At 70.5% G+C, this 16,754-nt stretch carries 23 protein-coding genes; 8 read left to right on the top strand and 15 right to left on the bottom strand.

From position 1 onward, the window contains the following. Nucleotides 1-106 precede the first annotated feature (106 nt). The 6 genes from rpmF to ACFXC1_RS44620 form a co-directional block, all read right to left on the bottom strand. The gene (gene rpmF, locus ACFXC1_RS44595) at nucleotides 107-277 is read right to left on the bottom strand and encodes a 50S ribosomal protein L32 (protein WP_093628134.1); all 171 of its coding nucleotides are present in this window, start codon (nucleotides 275-277) and stop codon (nucleotides 107-109) included. 71 nt (nucleotides 278-348) lie between these two features. After that, nucleotides 349-783 (bottom strand): Fur family transcriptional regulator, encoded by a 435-nt coding sequence (locus ACFXC1_RS44600; RefSeq protein ID WP_381254418.1) that lies wholly within the window; start codon nucleotides 781-783, stop codon nucleotides 349-351. Next, nucleotides 783-1,622, bottom strand: a complete 840-nt coding sequence (locus tag ACFXC1_RS44605; RefSeq protein WP_381254420.1) for a metal ABC transporter permease — start codon at nucleotides 1,620-1,622, stop codon at nucleotides 783-785. Before ACFXC1_RS44605 ends, ACFXC1_RS44600 begins: the two co-directional genes overlap by 1 nt. Beyond that, the gene (locus ACFXC1_RS44610; protein WP_381254422.1) at nucleotides 1,619-2,509 is read right to left on the bottom strand and encodes a metal ABC transporter permease; all 891 of its coding nucleotides are present in this window, start codon (nucleotides 2,507-2,509) and stop codon (nucleotides 1,619-1,621) included. The genes ACFXC1_RS44605 and ACFXC1_RS44610 overlap by 4 nt, the downstream gene beginning before the upstream one ends. Next, the gene (locus ACFXC1_RS44615) at nucleotides 2,496-3,329 is read right to left on the bottom strand and encodes a metal ABC transporter ATP-binding protein (RefSeq protein ID WP_381254639.1); all 834 of its coding nucleotides are present in this window, start codon (nucleotides 3,327-3,329) and stop codon (nucleotides 2,496-2,498) included. The genes ACFXC1_RS44610 and ACFXC1_RS44615 overlap by 14 nt, the downstream gene beginning before the upstream one ends. A 92-nt stretch (nucleotides 3,330-3,421) precedes the next feature. After that, nucleotides 3,422-4,378: a metal ABC transporter solute-binding protein, Zn/Mn family gene (locus ACFXC1_RS44620; RefSeq protein ID WP_381254425.1), complete on the bottom strand. Its 957-nt coding sequence runs from the start codon at nucleotides 4,376-4,378 to the stop codon at nucleotides 3,422-3,424. A 291-nt stretch (nucleotides 4,379-4,669) separates the two neighbouring features. Here ACFXC1_RS44620 and ACFXC1_RS44625 point away from each other — a divergent pair, with 291 nt between their 5' ends. Beyond that, nucleotides 4,670-4,861 carry a hypothetical protein gene (locus tag ACFXC1_RS44625; protein WP_381254641.1) on the top strand — a complete coding sequence of 64 codons (192 nt, stop codon included), beginning with the start codon at nucleotides 4,670-4,672 and terminating at the stop codon, nucleotides 4,859-4,861. A gap of 33 nt (nucleotides 4,862-4,894) precedes the next feature. Here ACFXC1_RS44625 and ACFXC1_RS44630 read toward each other — a convergent pair whose 3' ends face one another. Further along, complete coding sequence (locus ACFXC1_RS44630) at nucleotides 4,895-5,278, bottom strand: limonene-1,2-epoxide hydrolase family protein (protein WP_381254428.1); 384 nt, start codon at nucleotides 5,276-5,278, stop codon at nucleotides 4,895-4,897. 46 nt (nucleotides 5,279-5,324) lie between these two features. Further along, complete coding sequence (locus ACFXC1_RS44635; RefSeq protein ID WP_381254431.1) at nucleotides 5,325-6,233, bottom strand: alcohol dehydrogenase catalytic domain-containing protein; 909 nt, start codon at nucleotides 6,231-6,233, stop codon at nucleotides 5,325-5,327. Between the two features lie 87 nt (nucleotides 6,234-6,320). On the opposite strand from ACFXC1_RS44635, the gene ACFXC1_RS44640 reads away from it, so the two are divergent. Beyond that, complete coding sequence (locus ACFXC1_RS44640; protein ID WP_381254434.1) at nucleotides 6,321-6,854, top strand: MarR family winged helix-turn-helix transcriptional regulator; 534 nt, start codon at nucleotides 6,321-6,323, stop codon at nucleotides 6,852-6,854. Nucleotides 6,855-6,903: 49 nt separating this feature from the next. On the opposite strand, the gene ACFXC1_RS44645 is transcribed toward ACFXC1_RS44640, so the two are convergent. Continuing rightward, entirely contained in the window at nucleotides 6,904-7,518 is a 615-nt protein-coding gene (locus ACFXC1_RS44645; RefSeq protein ID WP_381254437.1) for a TetR/AcrR family transcriptional regulator, read from the bottom strand. Nucleotides 7,519-7,575: 57 nt separating this feature from the next. Here ACFXC1_RS44645 and ACFXC1_RS44650 point away from each other — a divergent pair, with 57 nt between their 5' ends. Next, nucleotides 7,576-8,475, top strand: coding sequence for an alpha/beta fold hydrolase (locus ACFXC1_RS44650; protein ID WP_381254440.1), 900 nt, complete (start codon nucleotides 7,576-7,578; stop codon nucleotides 8,473-8,475). Nucleotides 8,476-8,609: 134 nt separating this feature from the next. On the opposite strand, the gene ACFXC1_RS44655 is transcribed toward ACFXC1_RS44650, so the two are convergent. Further along, complete coding sequence (locus ACFXC1_RS44655; RefSeq protein ID WP_381254443.1) at nucleotides 8,610-8,783, bottom strand: CsbD family protein; 174 nt, start codon at nucleotides 8,781-8,783, stop codon at nucleotides 8,610-8,612. 81 nt (nucleotides 8,784-8,864) lie between these two features. Next, entirely contained in the window at nucleotides 8,865-9,050 is a 186-nt protein-coding gene (locus tag ACFXC1_RS44660) for a hypothetical protein (RefSeq protein WP_381254446.1), read from the bottom strand. A 379-nt stretch (nucleotides 9,051-9,429) separates the two neighbouring features. Between ACFXC1_RS44660 and ACFXC1_RS44665 the strand changes: the two genes are divergently transcribed. Then, nucleotides 9,430-9,705 carry a hypothetical protein gene (locus tag ACFXC1_RS44665; RefSeq protein ID WP_381254449.1) on the top strand — a complete coding sequence of 92 codons (276 nt, stop codon included), beginning with the start codon at nucleotides 9,430-9,432 and terminating at the stop codon, nucleotides 9,703-9,705. An 82-nt stretch (nucleotides 9,706-9,787) separates the two neighbouring features. Then, nucleotides 9,788-10,171 (top strand): ANTAR domain-containing protein, encoded by a 384-nt coding sequence (locus ACFXC1_RS44670; RefSeq protein WP_381254452.1) that lies wholly within the window; start codon nucleotides 9,788-9,790, stop codon nucleotides 10,169-10,171. A 258-nt stretch (nucleotides 10,172-10,429) separates the two neighbouring features. Here the strand turns inward: ACFXC1_RS44670 and ACFXC1_RS44675 are convergent, their stop codons facing one another. The 3 genes from ACFXC1_RS44675 to ACFXC1_RS44685 all read right to left on the bottom strand — a co-directional run bounded on the left by ACFXC1_RS44675 (nucleotide 10,430) and on the right by ACFXC1_RS44685 (nucleotide 13,179). Beyond that, complete coding sequence (locus ACFXC1_RS44675) at nucleotides 10,430-11,044, bottom strand: hypothetical protein (protein WP_381254454.1); 615 nt, start codon at nucleotides 11,042-11,044, stop codon at nucleotides 10,430-10,432. Continuing rightward, nucleotides 11,041-11,466 carry an STAS domain-containing protein gene (locus ACFXC1_RS44680; protein ID WP_381254456.1) on the bottom strand — a complete coding sequence of 142 codons (426 nt, stop codon included), beginning with the start codon at nucleotides 11,464-11,466 and terminating at the stop codon, nucleotides 11,041-11,043. Before ACFXC1_RS44680 ends, ACFXC1_RS44675 begins: the two co-directional genes overlap by 4 nt. An 873-nt stretch (nucleotides 11,467-12,339) precedes the next feature. Continuing rightward, on the bottom strand, nucleotides 12,340-13,179 hold the full coding sequence (locus ACFXC1_RS44685; RefSeq protein ID WP_381254459.1) for a DUF1206 domain-containing protein: 840 nt from the start codon (nucleotides 13,177-13,179) through the stop codon (nucleotides 12,340-12,342). Nucleotides 13,180-13,255: 76 nt separating this feature from the next. Between ACFXC1_RS44685 and ACFXC1_RS44690 the strand changes: the two genes are divergently transcribed. After that, a complete protein-coding gene (locus tag ACFXC1_RS44690; RefSeq protein ID WP_381254462.1) occupies nucleotides 13,256-14,509 on the top strand; it encodes a phospholipase D-like domain-containing protein in 1,254 nt (417 codons plus the stop codon). 296 nt (nucleotides 14,510-14,805) lie between these two features. Here the strand turns inward: ACFXC1_RS44690 and ACFXC1_RS44695 are convergent, their stop codons facing one another. Beyond that, nucleotides 14,806-15,141 carry a MerR family transcriptional regulator gene (locus ACFXC1_RS44695; protein WP_381254464.1) on the bottom strand — a complete coding sequence of 112 codons (336 nt, stop codon included), beginning with the start codon at nucleotides 15,139-15,141 and terminating at the stop codon, nucleotides 14,806-14,808. A gap of 852 nt (nucleotides 15,142-15,993) precedes the next feature. Between ACFXC1_RS44695 and ACFXC1_RS44700 the strand changes: the two genes are divergently transcribed. Both ACFXC1_RS44700 and ACFXC1_RS44705 read left to right on the top strand, forming a co-directional pair. Continuing rightward, the gene (locus tag ACFXC1_RS44700; protein ID WP_381254467.1) at nucleotides 15,994-16,164 is read left to right on the top strand and encodes a hydrophobic protein; all 171 of its coding nucleotides are present in this window, start codon (nucleotides 15,994-15,996) and stop codon (nucleotides 16,162-16,164) included. 160 nt (nucleotides 16,165-16,324) lie between these two features. Further along, nucleotides 16,325-16,678, top strand: a complete 354-nt coding sequence (locus ACFXC1_RS44705; protein ID WP_381254469.1) for a PRC-barrel domain containing protein — start codon at nucleotides 16,325-16,327, stop codon at nucleotides 16,676-16,678. Nucleotides 16,679-16,754 lie beyond the last annotated feature (76 nt).

Below are 16,754 nucleotides of genomic sequence, written 5' to 3' on the forward strand. Positions count from 1 at the left end.
CCTCCCCGCTGGAGCCGGCCTCCCGCGCCCCGGTGCAGTCAGATGTCCACAACCACGGACCACAACCGCCCGCGGGCCGACTCTTTGGCAATCCCTTACGGACGGGTCAGCCCTCGGGGCGCAGCAGCCCGCGTTCGTACGCCTTGGCCAGTCGTTGGGGGACCAGGTACGGGACGCCGTCGATGGTGATCGGGACGAGTGTCGGGGTGGTCGCCTTCCACTGGGCGCGGCGGTGGCGGGTGTTGCTGCGGGACATCTTCCGTTTGGGGACGGCCATGGGGATCCTCCTGGTCGGTGGGTCGCGGGGTGCGAGTCACGGGAAACGCTATATGAAAATGGATACCATTACTAACTGGATGGGCTGGACCGGCCGGACCGGCAGCGCGGACAGAGTCCGGTGAGTTCGACGGTGTGCTCGACCTCCGCGAAACCGGAGGCTTCGGCCACCCGCTCGGCCCAGGTCTCGACCGCCTCGGAGTCGACCGGGGTGCTCAACCCGCAGGCGCGGCACAGCAGATAGTGCTGGTGCTCGGGGAACGGGCGGTGGCGGAACAGGCGTTCACCGCCCCGGTCGCGTACGACGTCGGCGCGGCCGGCGTCCACCAGGGCGGCCAGGGTGCGGTAGACGGTGTTGAGGCCCACGCGCACACCCTGGGCCTCCAGGATGCCGTGCAGGGCGCGGGCGCCGACGAAGCCGCCGTGGTCGATCAACGCCCTTACGACACCGGCGCGTTGGGTGGTGCGGCGTCCGATGAGGGCGAGGTCGTCGGCCTGTCCGGCCATCACGCCGCCACGAGGCCGGTGCGGGTGCGGGGCCGCCGTACGACGGCGACTGCTGTCGCGTAGACGGCCGTGGCGACGGCCATGATGGCGAAGCTGGGCGGCAGTTGGGGGACGTAGTAGCTCAGGGCGAGGCCCGCCCACATCTCCGCGACCGCAAGGCCCGCGGACAGGGCGAGGGCGTGATACGGCCGGTCGGTGAGCCGCTGGGCCGCGCCGGCGGGGGCGGCGAGCAGGCCCAGCAGCAGCAGTGAGCCGACCGCCTGGGTGGCCTCGGCCGCGCAGGCGCCGACCAGGACCAGGAAGGCGAGGCCGAGCAGTCGTACCGGCACCCGGCGGGCCGTCGCCACCGCCTCGTCGACGGAGGCGAAGAGCAGCGGGCGGGCGACCGCGAGCACGGCGGCGCAGATGACGCCCGCGACGACGGCCGCCACGTGTGCCTGCCCGGCGGAGAGGCCGAAGATCGAGCCGAAGAGGACGTTGACGCCTGCGGTGCCGTTCCCGGTGTTGCGGGACGTGGTGTAGAGGGTGAGGAAGAAGACGCCCAGGCCCAGGATCCAGGAGAAGAGGCTGCCGATGACGATGTCGTCGGCGCGGCTGCGGCGGCCCAGCGCGCCGAGCACCACGGCGAGCAGCACGGTCGCCGCGAACAGCCCCAGCCGCAGGTCGTAGCCGAGCGCGAGGGCCGCGAGCGCCCCGGTGAACGCGACGTGACTGAGCGCGTCGCCGGTGAACACCTGGGCGCGCAGCACCAGGAAGTACCCGACAAGACCGGCCGCCAGGGCGATCGCCGTGCCGGCCAGCAGGGCGTGCGTGAAGTACGGGTGCGTGAAGGCGCTCATGCGACGGCACCCGCTCCCACCGTCCGCTTGGTGAGGGTGCGGCCCGTGCGGGCCAGGACGTAGCCGGCGAAGGCGAAGGTCGTCACGTAGAAACCGATCGGGTACGGCGAGTAGTAGGCGGCGATCAGCCCGGTCCAGGTCACCGCGATCGCGATCACCACCGAGAGCGCCAGGCTCGACGCGGGCCGTGCGGTGAGCTGTTGCGCGGTCGCGGCGGGCATCACCAGCAGAGCGAAGACCAGGAGCGTGCCGGTGATCTGGCTGGCCTCGGCGGTCGCCGCGCCGAGCAGGACGAGGAAGGCCACGGACAGGGCGCGTACCGGCACCCCGCGTCCGGTGGCGACGTCCTCGTCGACGGAGGCGAACAGCAGCGGTCGCCCGATGACCGCCAGCGCGCCGAGCGCCAGGACCGCCACGACCGTCAGCACGGTCACCTGGACGGCCGTGATGCCCAGGAAGCTGCCGAACAACAGGGAGTTGACCCCGCCGAGGAACCCTTTGTAGAGGGCGACGAAGAGGAATCCGCAGGCCAGCAGGAACGCCTGGACGGTGCCGGTCAGCGCCGACTCCTGACCGCCGCCGCCCGCTCCGGCGCGCGGGATCGCGGCGATCACCAGGGCGCCGCCGACACAGAACGCGAAGTAGCCGAAGCCCGCGCCGATGCCCAGCAGGGTCGCGCAGGCCGCGCCGGGAAAGCTGACCACGGCCAGGGTGTGTCCGGCGAAGCTCTGCCGGCGCAGCACCATGAACCAGCCCATCACGGCGGCCAGTACGGCGACGACCGTACCGGCCCGGAAGGCGTTGACCATGAACGGGAACGTCCAGATCTGCTGGAGGTCGGTCACCGGATTCCACGACCAACCGGCGCCCGTGTCAGCCCAGTTCACGACGGCCTCCCTCGCCGTGCCGGTCGGTGTGGCGGGCGGGTGCCTCGGGCTGGCCCACGACCACCAGCCGCCCGTCGCTGGTGCGCAGCACCTCCACCGGCACGCCGTACAGCCGCGTGAGCGTCTCGGTGGTGATCACCTCCTCCGGGCGTCCGGCGACCGCACCGCCCTCGGCGATGTACACCACCCGGTCCAGCCACGGCAGGATCGGGTTGACGTCGTGCGCGACCATGACGACGCCGACGCCCGCCTCCCGGCAGATCCGCCCGATCAGCGCGGCGACCGCGCCCTGATGGGACAGGTCGAGACTGTCCAACGGCTCGTCCAGGAGCAGCAGTTCGGGACCGCGGACGAGTGCCTGGGCGATCAGCAGCCGCTGCTGCTCGCCGCCGGAGCACTCCCCGATCGGCCGGTGCGCGTACGCGCTCGCCCCGACCAGTTCGACGAACTCCGCGACACGGTCCCGGGCCGCCCGCCGCCGGGCACCGAACCGGCCGGGCAACGGCAGCGGTACGCCCCAGCGGTCGCCGTCGAGGCCGAGCCGCACGATGTCGGTGCCACGGATGCGCAGGCTCGCGTCGAAGCTGCGCCGCTGCGGCAGATAGCCGACCCGGTGCCCCGCCCGGCCGGGCGCCTCGCCCAGCACACGGACCGCACCGGCGGCCGGCGGCAGGATGCCGAGCAGCATCTTGACCAGGGTCGACTTCCCGACCCCGTTGGGACCGAGGACGGCCACGAACTCCCCGGCGCCGACCTCCAGATCGACCCCCGACCACAGGGTCCGGCCGCCGACGCGCACGCCCGCGCCGCGCAACGACACGACGGGAGAAGGGAGTTCGGCGGCGGCCGGCTGCGCGGGGACGCGGTGCCGGGCCGTGCCGCCCGGCCGGGAGGCGGCCGGATTCACCGTACTCACCGACCCGTCGCCTGCCCCAGGGCCTTCTCGATGCCCTGCAACTGCCGTACCTGCCACGCCTGGAAGGAAGCGCCGGCCGGGGTGAGGGTCTCGGTCACGGTCGCGACCGGTATGCCCTCGGCCTTGGCCGCCTTGACCTGGGCCTGCACGTCCGGGGTCGCGTTCTGGCTGTTGTAGACGTACACCTTGATCAGCTTCTGGCTGATCTGCCGGTCGATCGTCTGCTTGTCCCTGGCCGTCGGGTCGGTGCCCTCACTGATGGCGTCCAGGAAGGACTCGGGCGTGAGCATCTTCAGTCCCAGGCCCTCGGCGAGCGGGGTCACGATGGACTCCGAGGCGCCGATGGGGGTGTTGGCGTACTTCGCCTTGATGTCGGCGATGAGCTTGCTGTACGGCGCGAGGGTCCTGGTCTCGAAGGCCGTCTTCCGCGCGTCGAAGTAGGCGGCGTCGGCCGGGTCGAGCTTCTTGTAGTCGGCGGTGATCTTCTCGATCACCTGGTGGACGTTGTCCGGCGAGTACCAGCGGTGCGGGTTGCCGCCGGGCTTGATGCCGACCAGGTCGCCGACCTTCAGATCGGTACGGCCGCTCTCGGGGTTGGCGGACAGCAGCTTGTCCGCCCAGGCGTCGTAGCCGATGCCGTTGACGATCGTGTACTGCGCGCCGGCCACGAGTCGGCCGTCCGCCGCGGTCGGCTCGTAGTCGTGCGGGTCGGCGTTCGGGTTGTCGATGATGCTCTTGACCTGCACGTGGGTGCCGCCGAGTTGGGTGGCGATGCTGCCCCAGAAGTTCTCCGCCGCTACGACCCTGATGGTCTTCCCGGCTGTCGTCGAACCGGCGTCGGCGGTGCCGGCCGTGTCGGAGGAGGCGGAGGACGCGGTGGAGCAGCCGCTGGTGACGGCCAGTACGACGCCGGCGGCCAGGGTGGCGGCGATCAGGCGGGGGGTGGTGCGCACGACTCGGTCTCCTTGAGGCGCTGGGGGCTCACAGGGGGCGGGGTCCTGTGGAACGGGGGCGCCTCGACCGTAGATGGAAATGATTGTCACTACTAGAGGGTGGGTTATCTCTAATGAAAATCATTATGGAAACTTGACCCGGGCGGTGGCCGTCGCGGGGCTTCGGGGGGGGGGGAGCTTCGGCGGGAGAGGGAGGGGCTGGGGCGAGGGCGACCGGCCCTGGTGACCACAGCCGTTGCGGCTCACTACACTCCGGCGATGGACAACATACGGTGCACCCAATGCGGTGCGGTGGGGCTGGAGCCGGGCTTCGTCGAGGACTCCGGACAAGGCGCTCGCGGGTTCGCGCGGTGGATCGCGGGCCCCCTTCAGCGGGGCCCGCTCGGCAATGCCAGGAAGATGGGCCGACCGCGTTGGCAGATCGATGCCTATCGCTGCCCCACCTGCGCCCACCTGGAACTCTTCGCCGCCAAGCCGGACTGACGACGTGAGCCGGAGCGCCGAGGAGCTCCGGCCTCATCCCATCCGGCTGGTGAACTGGTTCATGTCGAAGTAGTCGCGCCAGGCGCTGATCCTGCCGTCGGTGACCTCGAAGGTCCCCATGACCGGCAGTTCGAACGACTTGCCGGGGAGCTTGAAGACGTCCACCCGCTCGGTCATCACGATCGGTCCGTCGGCCGCGATGCCGAGGACGCGGAACTCGATGTGCTCGATGCCCGGCGGGCCGGGGCGGATGAACGAGGTGATGGTGTCGGCGATGGCCTCCCGGCCGGTGATCGGCTCCAGCGGGATGTTGTGGTAGACGGCGCCGTCGGTGAAAAAGGCCGCCAGTTCGGCGGCCCCGGCGTTGTCCGACCACGCCGCGCAGAACCTGCGCACCACCTCGATCGGGCTCTCCATCCGGCTCTCCCTGTGGTTGGTCTCGACAGTGCGCTGCGACAGACCGTCAGACGGTGAGGACGATCTTTTCGTGCGCTGTGCCCGCTTCGAGGAGGGCGTGCGCCTGCGCGGCGTCCCGCATCGGCAGCAACCGCTGGGCACGCAGACGGAGTTGCCCGGAAGCGAGCAGGGGCATGGTCTGTTCGACCGCGTCGGGGGCACGGTCCGGGGTGGGCGCGGAGAGGACGACGCCGAAGTCGGCCGCGCGCTCGTCCGCGAGGGTGATCACCCGCTCGGGGCCGCCCGCGAGTTCGACGGCGTCGCGGAGGCCGCCCCTGCCGCCGGCGTCGAGGACGGCGTCCACCTTGCCGACGTGTGCGCGCAACTGCGCGAGGAGCGCCGATCCGTAGCGGACCGGGATCGCGCCGAGGTCCTTGGCGAACCGCTCGTCGCCCGGGCCGGTGGCGCTGAAGACGGTGAGGCCCTGGGCTACGGCCAGTTGGGTGGCGATCACACCGACCGAGCCGCCTCCCCCGAGGACGAGCAGGGTCTCGCCGGAGGTGACGCCGAGCTGCCGCAGGACGCCGACGGCGGCTTCGGCCGAGGCGGGCAGCGCCGCGGCGTCGGCCCAGCCGACGCTCGCCGGTTTGAGGGTCCAGGCCGAGGCGAGGGCGTACTCGCCGTACCCGCCGAGCGTGGGCAGCAGGGCGGCGACCTCGTCACCCGGCGACACACCGGTCACGCCCGGGCCGAGGGCGTCGACGGTGCCGGCCGCCTCGAAGCCGAGAACGGCGGGGTCGGGCAGCGGGAAGACCTCCCGGAGGTCGCCGCGCCGGATCTTCAGATCGGTCGGGCCGACTCCCGCCGCGTGCACCCGCAGCCTGATCCGGCCGGGCCCGGGTACGGGCAGGGCGACTTCCGACCACACGAGCGTCTCGGTCGATCCGTATCCGGTGAGCACTGCCGCGTACGGCATCGGTACCTCCTGCTCCTGGCGGTCCGCGCGAGATGATGCGGGGGCGGCACGCCTCGACGGTGGTGCTGGACAGAAAGCATAGGTGACATGTCACGCAATGCCAACGGCGGCGCACCGGTGCCCGAGGGCGGGTGGCTCGACGGCGAACAGCAACGGGCCTGGCTGGCGTACATCCGGCTCCAGCTGCGGCTGACGTACGAGATGAATCGCCAGTTGCAGTCCGACAGCGATCTGTCCCTGCCGGACTACGACGTCCTGACGGCCCTCAGCACCGCCGACGGGGGCCCGATGCCGATCACGGTGCTGGCCGCGCAGATCGGCTGGGAGCGCAGCCGGGTCTCGCACCACGTGCGGCGGATGACCCAGCGGGAACTGGTGAGTTGCAGCCTGTCCGCGAACGACCGGCGCGTGACCGAGGTGAGTCTGACCCGGCACGGCCGGAAGGTGCTGGAGGCCGCGGCCGCGGGACACGTGGAACTCGTGCGCCGCCTGTTCTTCGACGGCTTGCCGCGCGAGCTCGTCGGGCCGCTCAGCCAGGCGCTGGAGAGCGTCTACGCGAACACCATCGCGCAGGGCACGCTGCCGGCGCCGGCGGACTGGCAGCCGCCCGGGGGCGAGTGACCGGCGTCGGCCACTGATCGGTGGTCGCCCTGATGCCGAAGCAGGTCGACTAATTCCCGCGCGGCCCCGACGGTCCGGCCGTTCGACTCGGCACAGCCTCGGCATTCCTGGCGGCGGCCGCCGCGACGGTCGCCAGGTCCGCGCCCGAGAAGCCGGCGCGGCTCAGCACCGCCAGGGATTTGTTCGTCGCCAGCGTGCACAACGCCAGCTCCGCGGCCTCCTGTTCACCGGCCCCCGCCGCGAGCAACGCCTGCTCCAGCCGCGCCCGCAGACCGTCGATCATGGCGCGGACCATCGCCTGCCCCTCCGCGTCGAGGGCCGGGAGCTGCGTTGCCGACACCGTGAGCAGGCAGCCGTCCGGGACCGTCGGGTCGGCGATGCGGTTCAGGGCGACTTGCAGGTAGGCGGCCACTACGGCGCTCGGGCTCGGGTGCGGCCCGGACAGTGCCTGTTCGTACTGCGGGTGGTAGGTCCCGGCGTACCGCTGGAGGCTCTTGCGGAAGAGGGCGCTCTTGTCGCCGAAGGTGCCGTAGAGCGAGCCCCGGCCCAGGCCCGTGCCCTCGGTGAGGCGATCGATCGAGGCCTCCGAATAACCCCAGCGCCAGAAGACGTGCATCGCACGTCGTAGCGCCTCGTCCACGTCGAACTGCTTGCGGCCTGCCATGGTCCGTCACTCTACACATCTTGTACTGATCGTTCAAAGATGGGTAGGGTCCCCGGCATGACCAACTTGAGTTCGCTGCGACTGCCCGACGGATTCCTCGACGTCTTCACCAGCCGGCTCGTGGAGGTGAACGGACTGCGGCTGCACGCGGTCACCGGTGGGGAAGGGCCGGCGCTGCTGCTGATCGGCGGGTGGCCCCAGACCTGGTACGCCTGGCGGGAGGTGATGCCCGCGCTCGCCCGCCGGCACACCGTCGTCGCCGTCGACTCGCGCGGCGCCGGGCTCTCCGACAAGCCCGACGACGGGTACGACGCAGGCACGCTCGCCGCCGATCTGGTCGCGCTGATGGCCGCGCTCGGGCACGACCGCTTCGACGTGGTCGGCCACGACATCGGCACGTGGACCGGCTACGCCCTCGCCGCCGATCACCCCGAGCGGGTGGGCCGCCTCGCCATCGTCGAAGCCTTGATCCCCGGTCTCACGCCGTCCCCGCCGTTCTTCGGCCCGGCCGAAGCCAACCTCAAGCTCTGGCAGTTCGGCTTCAACCGGCTCACCGACCTCAACGAGGAACTGGTCCGGGGACGCGAACGGCTCTTCTTCGGCTGGCAGTTCGCCACGAAGGCGGCCACGCCGACCGCGATCCCCGGGTACGCCGTCGACGTCTACGTCGACGCGATCACCGCGGATCCCCGCGCGCTGCGGGCGAGCTTCGCGTACTACCGGGCGCTGGACGAGACGATCGCGCAGAACGAGCAGCGCGGCAGGACCCGGCTGACGCTGCCGGTCCTCGCCGTCGGCGGCGCGCTGTGGAGCGGCGAGAACGCCGCCCGGACGATGCAGCTGACGGCCGACGACGTCACGGAGGTCGTCCTCGACGACTGCGGCCACTACCCGGCCGAGGAGCAGCCGGCACGGTTCGCCGAGATCCTGGAGGACTTCCTCACGGCCGACCGGTAGCGGGCACGCCACCCGATGGGAACGACGCCTCGAAATCCACGACACCTTCGTCTCCCTGACCTGCGGCCTCACCTGCCGGATGACCGCCCGCGTACGTGAGGACGGTCACGAACTCCGGCTCGGCGCCGTGCCGGTCAGTGCCTGAAGGCCTTCTTGGCCCTGTCGCCGAACTGCTTCAGGTTTCCTGAGATCTGGTCGGTCCTGCCGTGCCGCTGCAGGCGCTTGTTGCGGGTGGTGCGGCCGATGCGTTCGGTGACCCGGCCCTTGAATGCCTGGGTCTTGTGCCTGATGGTCTGTCCGATGCTCATGACTGTCCTCCCAGAGGGCCTGCGTGGTGAAGCCGAACCCGAACACCACCAGGATCAGCAGAAAGAGAAGGATCCACAGGATCATTGCCGGGCCTCCAGGTCGGGCGAGTTCCTGGGTTCCGCGGGGGCCGCTGGGGCCAACAGGTCCTCGATGAGGGCCTCGACCGGCTCTGGTGCCGGCAGGATGTGGTCCTCCCACCAGGACAGGCCCAGCACGGTGGCGAGGAGGACGAAGGGGGTCGAGGCCGGAAGGATCAGGGCGTACATGTGTGCCGCCTGCGGTGGTGTGCGTGCCAGGCGGCGGGCAGTGGAAGAGTGCCCGCCCGGGACGCATCGGTGCCGCGCCGGGGTCCGGTGGCTACGGCGGTGCGGGAGCGGCCCGTGGGGGCGGGACGGGTTCCGGCACTGATGCGCGAGATACGCCCCCGAAGGGACGCGAGATGCGATCGACGCTGCCGGGGGCTCGGGCCGTACCCCTCACGTTAGCCCCTCGCCGCGCTCCCGCGACAGGCGTCAAGTGGCCATTCGTTCCGGGTGGCAGACCGTTACACGGGTCGCTGTCCGCAGCCTCTCGGCAGAGCTACGCTGTTGGGACAGGCCCCGGCCCCCGGCAGTGTCGCGTTGTTCCGCCCCGGGGAGGCCCGCCGTGTTCGTTCTGCTTCTCGTCCTGATCGTGGTCCTGTTCGGCCTCGGCTTCCTCCACCCCCTGTGGTGGGTTGCCGCGGCCGTGCTGGTCTTCGCCACCACCCGGCACGGCCGCGGCGGTGGCGGCTGGATCCGTCGTGACGGTTCCGATCTCGAGGAGTACCGGGATTACGAGAACCTCCGGGATCGGCAGGACCGCTGGGACCGCCGCTACAGCCGCCGGCACCGGGCCCGCTGGAGGCGCGAGGACCGCAGGGACCGTGAACGGCGTGGGTGAGCGATGAACCGCCCGACGTCCAGAGGCTCCGGGACGGCTTTCGCCACACCGGACGCGCGGAACCCGTCGAGAGGCAGACGCCATGCGCCGCACAGCCTTCCGTCCGAAGGACTGGTGGAATCCGACGAGGGCCGAAGCCCCGGTGGAGGAGGGGCCGGCGGGCCAGGATGTCGTGGCGCTGCGTGCCGAGATCGATCAGCTCCGTCGCGTGCTGGCCGGCCGGACGGTCGTCGACCAGGCGTGCGGCATGGTGATGGTCCTGGCCCCCTGTCGCCGCGAGCCCGCCAGGAACCTGCTGGTGGACGTAGCGCGGCAGTGCAACGCCCAACTCCCCGAGGTGGCAGCCGCCGTGGTCGCCGCCTGGGAGGGTGAACCGCTCTCACGGCTCATGCGGCGCGCGCTGCGGCATGCGCTGCGGCGGCTCTACGCGGAAGACCGGGGGTGCGACGCACCAACCGTCCGATGAGCCGGCGGTGGCGAGGTTACGAACCGGACGCAGATGACCGTTCATGGGGACGACTCCGCGAAGGGTGTCGGTGCGGAAGCCCTCCACGCGGCGCTCACCCCGAGGATGCCGACACAGCGGCCGGCCGGCAGGCACAGAAAGTTCATCGGGTCGAAGCCGACGACCAGGTTGTCGGCCGAACGGCGGGACCCGGTGGCAGTCGGCACAACTCACGCCTGCCTGCCCGCCGTTCATCCGGTGATCCCCCACGCGGGTGCCTCACCCCTGGTCCCCGAGGGGAAGGACCAGGGCCCGCAGCACGGTCGGGCCCGGTGGCCTGTAGAGCAGGCCGATGTCGTGCCATCCCCGGGACCGGAAGCCGGCACAGGCCGCACGATGGGTCCGGTCCACCAGGGTTACGCCGAGCAGGGCCCGGCGGTCGGCGAGCAGATGTTCCTGCAGCCGGTCGGCCAGGCCGTGGTGACGCTCGGAGGGACGGACCACCGTCCCGCTGAGGGCGAAGACCCGTCCGGACGTGGTGAGTTGGGCGACGTCCTGCGGAAGTGGTCCACGGAACCCGCTCCACCAGGAGCCGTCACGCGCTACGGGGAATCCGAACGCGTATCCCACCAGGCCGGGTGCCTGGGCGGTCAGCATGGTGAACCCCGGTCGCCAGGTGTCGTGAGTGAGACGCCGCAGGAAGTCCTTACGGCGGCGGTGCTCCCAACCGGGCGTTGTGGCGCAGGACTCCGCGTACAGGTCTGCCAGGTCCTCGCGCAGTCCCTCGGCCTGCCAGCGGTTGAGCCGCCGCAGACTCAGGCGCGTCGTGCGCGTGGCGAGCGGCGGACGGCCTGCGCCCGTCCGCGGTCGGCTCGACCCGGGTGGGGCCGTCACAGCACACCGCCCGGGAGAGCGGGGAGGGTCGGAGCGAGCCATTGTGCGGCCGGGGGCAGGAGAAAGGGCTGCGGAGGCGTCCGGTACCCGGCGTGGGCATCCGGGAGGGTGAGGAACAGGGAACCGTAGCCGGTGAGCGCGACGAGGCGTTCCAACGCCGGGCTGGGGTGGTGCAGTTGCAGGGTTCCTCCCGCTGCGGCGGTGTGCATCAAGGCGTAGAGGAAGCCGTTGAGGCTGTTGCGGTCGCAGAAGGTCACGGCGGTGACGTCGACGTCGATGGCGCGGATGCCGTCGTGGAGGCAGCGCTCCAGTGACGCGTGCACCAGGGGCGCGGAGTTGAGGTTGATCTCGCCGGTCAGGGTGATCAACGCCTGGTTGTCGGTGTCGTGCCGGTGGACGTTCAGGACGGGTGGGACGCGCATGGCGGGGTGCCTCGGTTCACGAGACCGCGCCGGGAAACCGGGACGGTCGTACTGTCGTGCGGGCAGGTGAATGACCGGTCCGGCAGCCGATGTTCCGGGCGTGGGACCCAGCCGGTTCCCTCGGGGATGCGCGCGGCGAGGGGACGAATGCTCCGCTCTCCGCAGGCACGTGGCCAAGTGGCCAAGCAGTGGTGGCCCGCCGGGGTCTGGGACGTCCACGAGAAGCATAGTCCCGGGGCCCGTCCCCCGGTCGGCCCCGGAGACGGGTACCACGATGTTTACACAGCGCTCCCGCCGCCGTCACCGCCGCCGAGGTGGACGTGGCCAGGCTCAGGAACGCCTGCTGGGCGGCCGGGATGCTCGCCGGCCGTCGCCTCCGGGATGCGGACCCGGCGATCACGTGCGGAGAAGGTGCGGACGATCAGCCCCTCCCGCTCAAGTCGGTCCAGCTTGGAGACCAGCGTCGTCTTGTCGACAGCACGAGGACGAGCCGGTCCCGCGCCTCGGCCGGATCGGCGCCGCCGACTGCCGGCGGACGCGAGAGGGACGCCACGGCGGCCAGGCGATCTTCAGCCCCGTGACCTCACCCTGGAGGGAGGACTCGGGCAGCCCACCCGCCAGCGGAAAGCCCGGTCAGACGCCTCCACGGTGGAACCACACCAGCAGGGCGGGGAGGGCGGCTTCTTCCACCGACGCCCAGGACGTGCTCGCGTCGGCCGACTTGAAACGGGCGGGTGCCTCGGCGGGGGCGCCCGGATCGGCTGCGGGCCGGCCGATGCCGTGGACGAGGCGGTTCGGGCTCAGGCGCCGGCGGGCCGGGAACCCGGAGAGGGCGCAGCCGCCCTCGCCCGGCGGGCCGTGTTCTGTTGTCCGTCAGATCTTGCGCCACCGTGCGTTGGCCCAGGAGAAGACCCCGAAGGCGATGAGGCCGATCGCTATCGCCGTCAGCAGCCAGGGGCCCGCCGGGGTGTCGGCGAACGTTCGCAGGGTGTCGTCCATGCCCTTGGCCTTGCCCGGCTCGTGCTGGACGGCCGCGCTGATGGCGAAGCCTCCCGCGGTGGCGAAGACGATGCCGCGGGCCGTGCCGCCGAACACGCCCAGGAAGGTGACGACTTGACGCGTCTTCGGGGACATCTCGGCCATCTTGAGGTGCTTCTCGAACTTGCGCAGCAGGGCCCGGACGGCGATCCACAGGCCGGCAGCGGTCACCGCGGCACCGGCGATGCCGACGATCCACTGCCCGCCGGGCCAGTCCAGCGCCTTCGCCGTGACGTCCTGGGAGTTCTTGTCGGAACTGCCGCTGCCGCTGCCCTTGTCCCCGGCCGCGTAGGAGAGCACGGAGTACGACACAAAGCCGTAGAAGACGAAACGGCCCGCCGCCATCGCCCTCTTGCCCGGTTTGTCGCCGTCGGGGCCCGCCTGCCCGAAGGCGGCCTCGGACAGCCGCCACAGGGACATCCCGGCCAGAGCGATCCCCAGCAGCCACAACAGCACGGTGCCGAAGGGCTTTTGGGCGATCTCGGCGATCGCGCCACCCCGGTCGGCCTGCTCACCCCCGCCGAAGAAGGCGATCCGCAGGGAGAGGACGCCGATCAGTACGTAGATGACCCCGCGGGCGACGAAGCCCGCACGGGCCGCCGCCGCGACCGTCTTGCTGTTCGCCGCACGGCGGGCCTGTCCCTGTCCGCGTGCCGTTGCCGATCCAGTAGCCATGCCATTCCGGATGCCCGCGAAGTACGAGGGCATCCGGGTTCTGTCTCCCGGCTCGGTGTCCAGGAAAGGTGCAGCCATGCCGAACACGCAGAACGCAGCCGTCGCAGCCGCCGACACGGCGGGAACCGTCGGGTCCGATGAGGCCGGCGGCGCGGAGGACGCCGGTGGCGTCCTCGCCGATCGGGCCCGGCGCACCAGACGCCGGCTGGAACGGCTCATAGGGATCGCGGCCACGGAAGGCAACGCGCTGTTCCCGTTGCGCAACGGGGACGAGATCTTCGGCGCCATGCTGGGCCGGATCCGTTCCGCCCGCCACACCGTGGACATGATGACGTTCGTGTACTGGAAGGGGGACATCGCCCGGCAGTTCGCCGACGCGCTCGCGGAGCGGGCGCGGGAAGGAGTGCGCGTACGGCTGCTGCTGGACGGCTTCGGGAGCCGGCTCATCGAGAAGGACCGGTTGGAGGCGATGGAGCGGGCCGGGGTGCAGGTGGCCTGGTTCCGCAAGCCGCTGTACCTGTCTCCGTTGAAGCAGAATCATCGCTGCCACCGCAAGGTCCTTGTCGTCGACGAGGAGACCGCCTTCACCGGCGGCGTCGGCATCGCCGAGGAATGGTGCGGCGACGCGCGCAGCCCGGAGGAATGGCGCGACACCCACGTCCAGGTGCGCGGACCCGCCGTGGACGGGCTGGCCGCCGCCTTCGCCCAGAACTGGGCCGAGTGCCACGACGAACTCTTCGACGACCGCGACCGGTTCACCGACCACATCCCCCGGGGCGATGCCGTGGTGCAGGTGGTGCGGGGCTCGGCCAGTTTCGGCTGGCAGGACATGCAGACCCTGTTCCGCGTGATGATCGAGACGGCGGAGGAAAGGCTCCGGCTGGCCACCGCCTACTTCGCACCCGACGCGTACTTCATCGAGCTGCTGTGCGCCGCGGCCCGCCGAGGGGTCGAGGTGGAGATCCTGCTGCCGGGCCCGTACACCGACAAGCGGGTCTGCCAACTCGCGGGCCGGCGCTACTACGAGGAGCTCACCGCCTGCGGGGTGAAGATCTACCACTACCAGCCGACCATGCTCCACACCAAGGTCGTCACCGTCGACAGGGCCACGGCACTCATCGGCTCGACGAACTTCAACCGTCGCTCCCTCGACCACGACGAAGAGGTCATGCTCGCCGTGCTGGACCCCACGTTCACCGCGACGCTGGACCGCCACTTCACGGAAGACCTTGAGCACAGCGAACTCATCAGTGCCGGCCGGTGGAAGCGACGCGCGCTGCTCCAGCGCGTCATGGAGACGGCCGTCCTGCCGATACGACGTTTCCTCTGACTCGTCCACCGGCCGCGATGCGCACGCCGACCGGTCCCCTTCCTGGACCTGCGGGGCGAGGCTGACGAGCACCGGCAGTTCCGGGTCCAGCGGTCAGGGAGGTGGAGAAAGCCGCACGAGTTGCTGATCGGCGGGTTGGCCGCCGCGTGGACGGCCGGTCGGAACGTGAAAGGGCTCCGCCGACGACATCGCCGGAGCCCGGCGCCTCGTACCGCCGGGCGGGGCGGGCCGCCGTTCTGCCGACCGCTGTGTGAGGCCGCCCCGGGAATCCTGCCGTCGGCTTCCGCGCCGACGGGTCAGGCGTCCGCCGCGCGCTGCGCGTCGGCGGCTTTGCGGTATTCGGCGTTGATGCGCTGGGCTTCTTCGAGCTGGTCTTCGAGGACGATGATGCGGCAGGCGGCCTCGACAGAGGTGCCGTGGTCGACGAGTTCCCGGGCCCGGGCCGCGATACGCAACTGGTAGCGGGAGTAGCGGCGGTGACCGCCCTCGGAGCGGAGCGGGGTGATCAGGCGGGCTTCGCCGATGGCGCGCAGGAAGCCCTGCGTGGTGCCGAGCAGCTCGGCGGCCCGGCCCATCGTGTAGGCGGGATAGTCGTCGTCATCGATACGGCTGAACGAGTCGTCTGCTGTCATCTGCACCTCTCCATGGAACGCGTGGAGGGGCCCTGGTGCTCATCGCACCAGGGCCCCGAAGGAACTACTACACCATCTGCCGACCCTGACAGGGCGTCGGCCCTCTGCTTCCGCAGACCCGACCGGCATTCTGCCGGGCCTGCTGGGATCGCGGTTGCTTGACCGGAGACCACCTCACTGTCGATGTCCTGCGGTACCCGGGTTCAAAATCCGGCCCGGGCGATCCTGATGGCGCTCGGCTCCTCCGTTCTTCCCTCTGGGATCAACTGCCTACAACGGGGGTACTGCCACTGCGGTCCTGCTCACGGCGGCCCCTGATCACTACGGGCCACCCGGTACGGTCGCCAGCCGCGTCGCCGTCCTGCAACCGCCCTGGCTTCGCGACTCCACCACCGCACCGTCCTGCCAACTGCACTCACATGTACTGCTCCGCCCGGCAGTTCGTGTCTGCCAGGCCCTGCTGTCTCTCTGGGCTACGAGAGAACCATAATCACACCCACACCCCAATGTCTACTCCAACAAACACAGATTTCCGCGTGTTCGACAGACAGGCAATCAGCCTCGAACAGTGACCGACACAGGAGCAAGGGCCGCCAGCACCCGCTCAACCGGCCACGGACTTCCTCGAAGATCTCCGGCGCCCTGCGACACGGCGGCGGCACCTGCACCCGGACAGCACCGAGGGGACCGTGCACGACCACAACCCCGAGCTGCCGACACCTGGAAACGGCGCGGGTTGCGGAAGCCCACCTCCAGTGAAGCCGCAGCTTATGGCCACCCCAAGAAACACATTAAATCCGCAGGAGTGAAGATCGCCCCCCAGGGCACACGAAGGGCCGGAGGTTGATAACAATGATTCCTATTCTTCTTGTTCTTCTGCTTGCCCTGATCCTCTTCGGAGCCGGTTTCGCACTCAAGGCCCTGTGGTGGATAGCCGTCATCGTGCTGGTCGTGTGGGTTCTCGGCTTCGTGATCCGCCCCACGGCAAGCGGTGGCAAGCGTGGCCGCTGGTACCGCTGGTAGGCGGACACCCATCACGTTCCGGCCAGCCGGCCGAGGAATTCGGATTCCCGAAGATCCGAACAGGCGTTACCGAATTCGATGACGCCCGCACGAGTTCGTAGTGCAAATACGGGCGCAAATGCGGAAGCAACAAACAATCTCGATGAGGGAGTCGTTCTCCATGAGTGACAGCATCTGGGGTTACCAGCCGACCACCGGCCACACCACAGGCACCGACCTGATCGGATACAAGGTCGAGGCCACCGACGGTGGTATCGGCAAGGTCGACAAGCACTCGGACGACGTCAACTCCTCCTACCTCGTCGTCGACACCGGTGTGTGGATCTTCGGCAAGCACGTCCTGCTGCCCGCCGGAACCGTGAAGACGGTCGACCAGGCCGAGCAGAAGATCTACGTCGGTCTCACGAGGGACCAGATCAGGGAGTCCCCCGAGTTCGACAAGGACAAGCACGTCGGCGACGCCGGCTACCACGAGCAGGTCGCCGACTACTACCGGACCCAGCGAGTCGTCTGACCTCACAGCAGCCCAGCGGTGGGGGGGGGGGGGGGGCGGCGCGGCACGCGCCCCCCCGCCCGCGCGCGGCGAGCGG

Source organism: Streptomyces hokutonensis (assembly GCF_042751305.1).
GTDB lineage: Bacteria > Actinomycetota > Actinomycetes > Streptomycetales > Streptomycetaceae > Streptomyces > Streptomyces hokutonensis_A.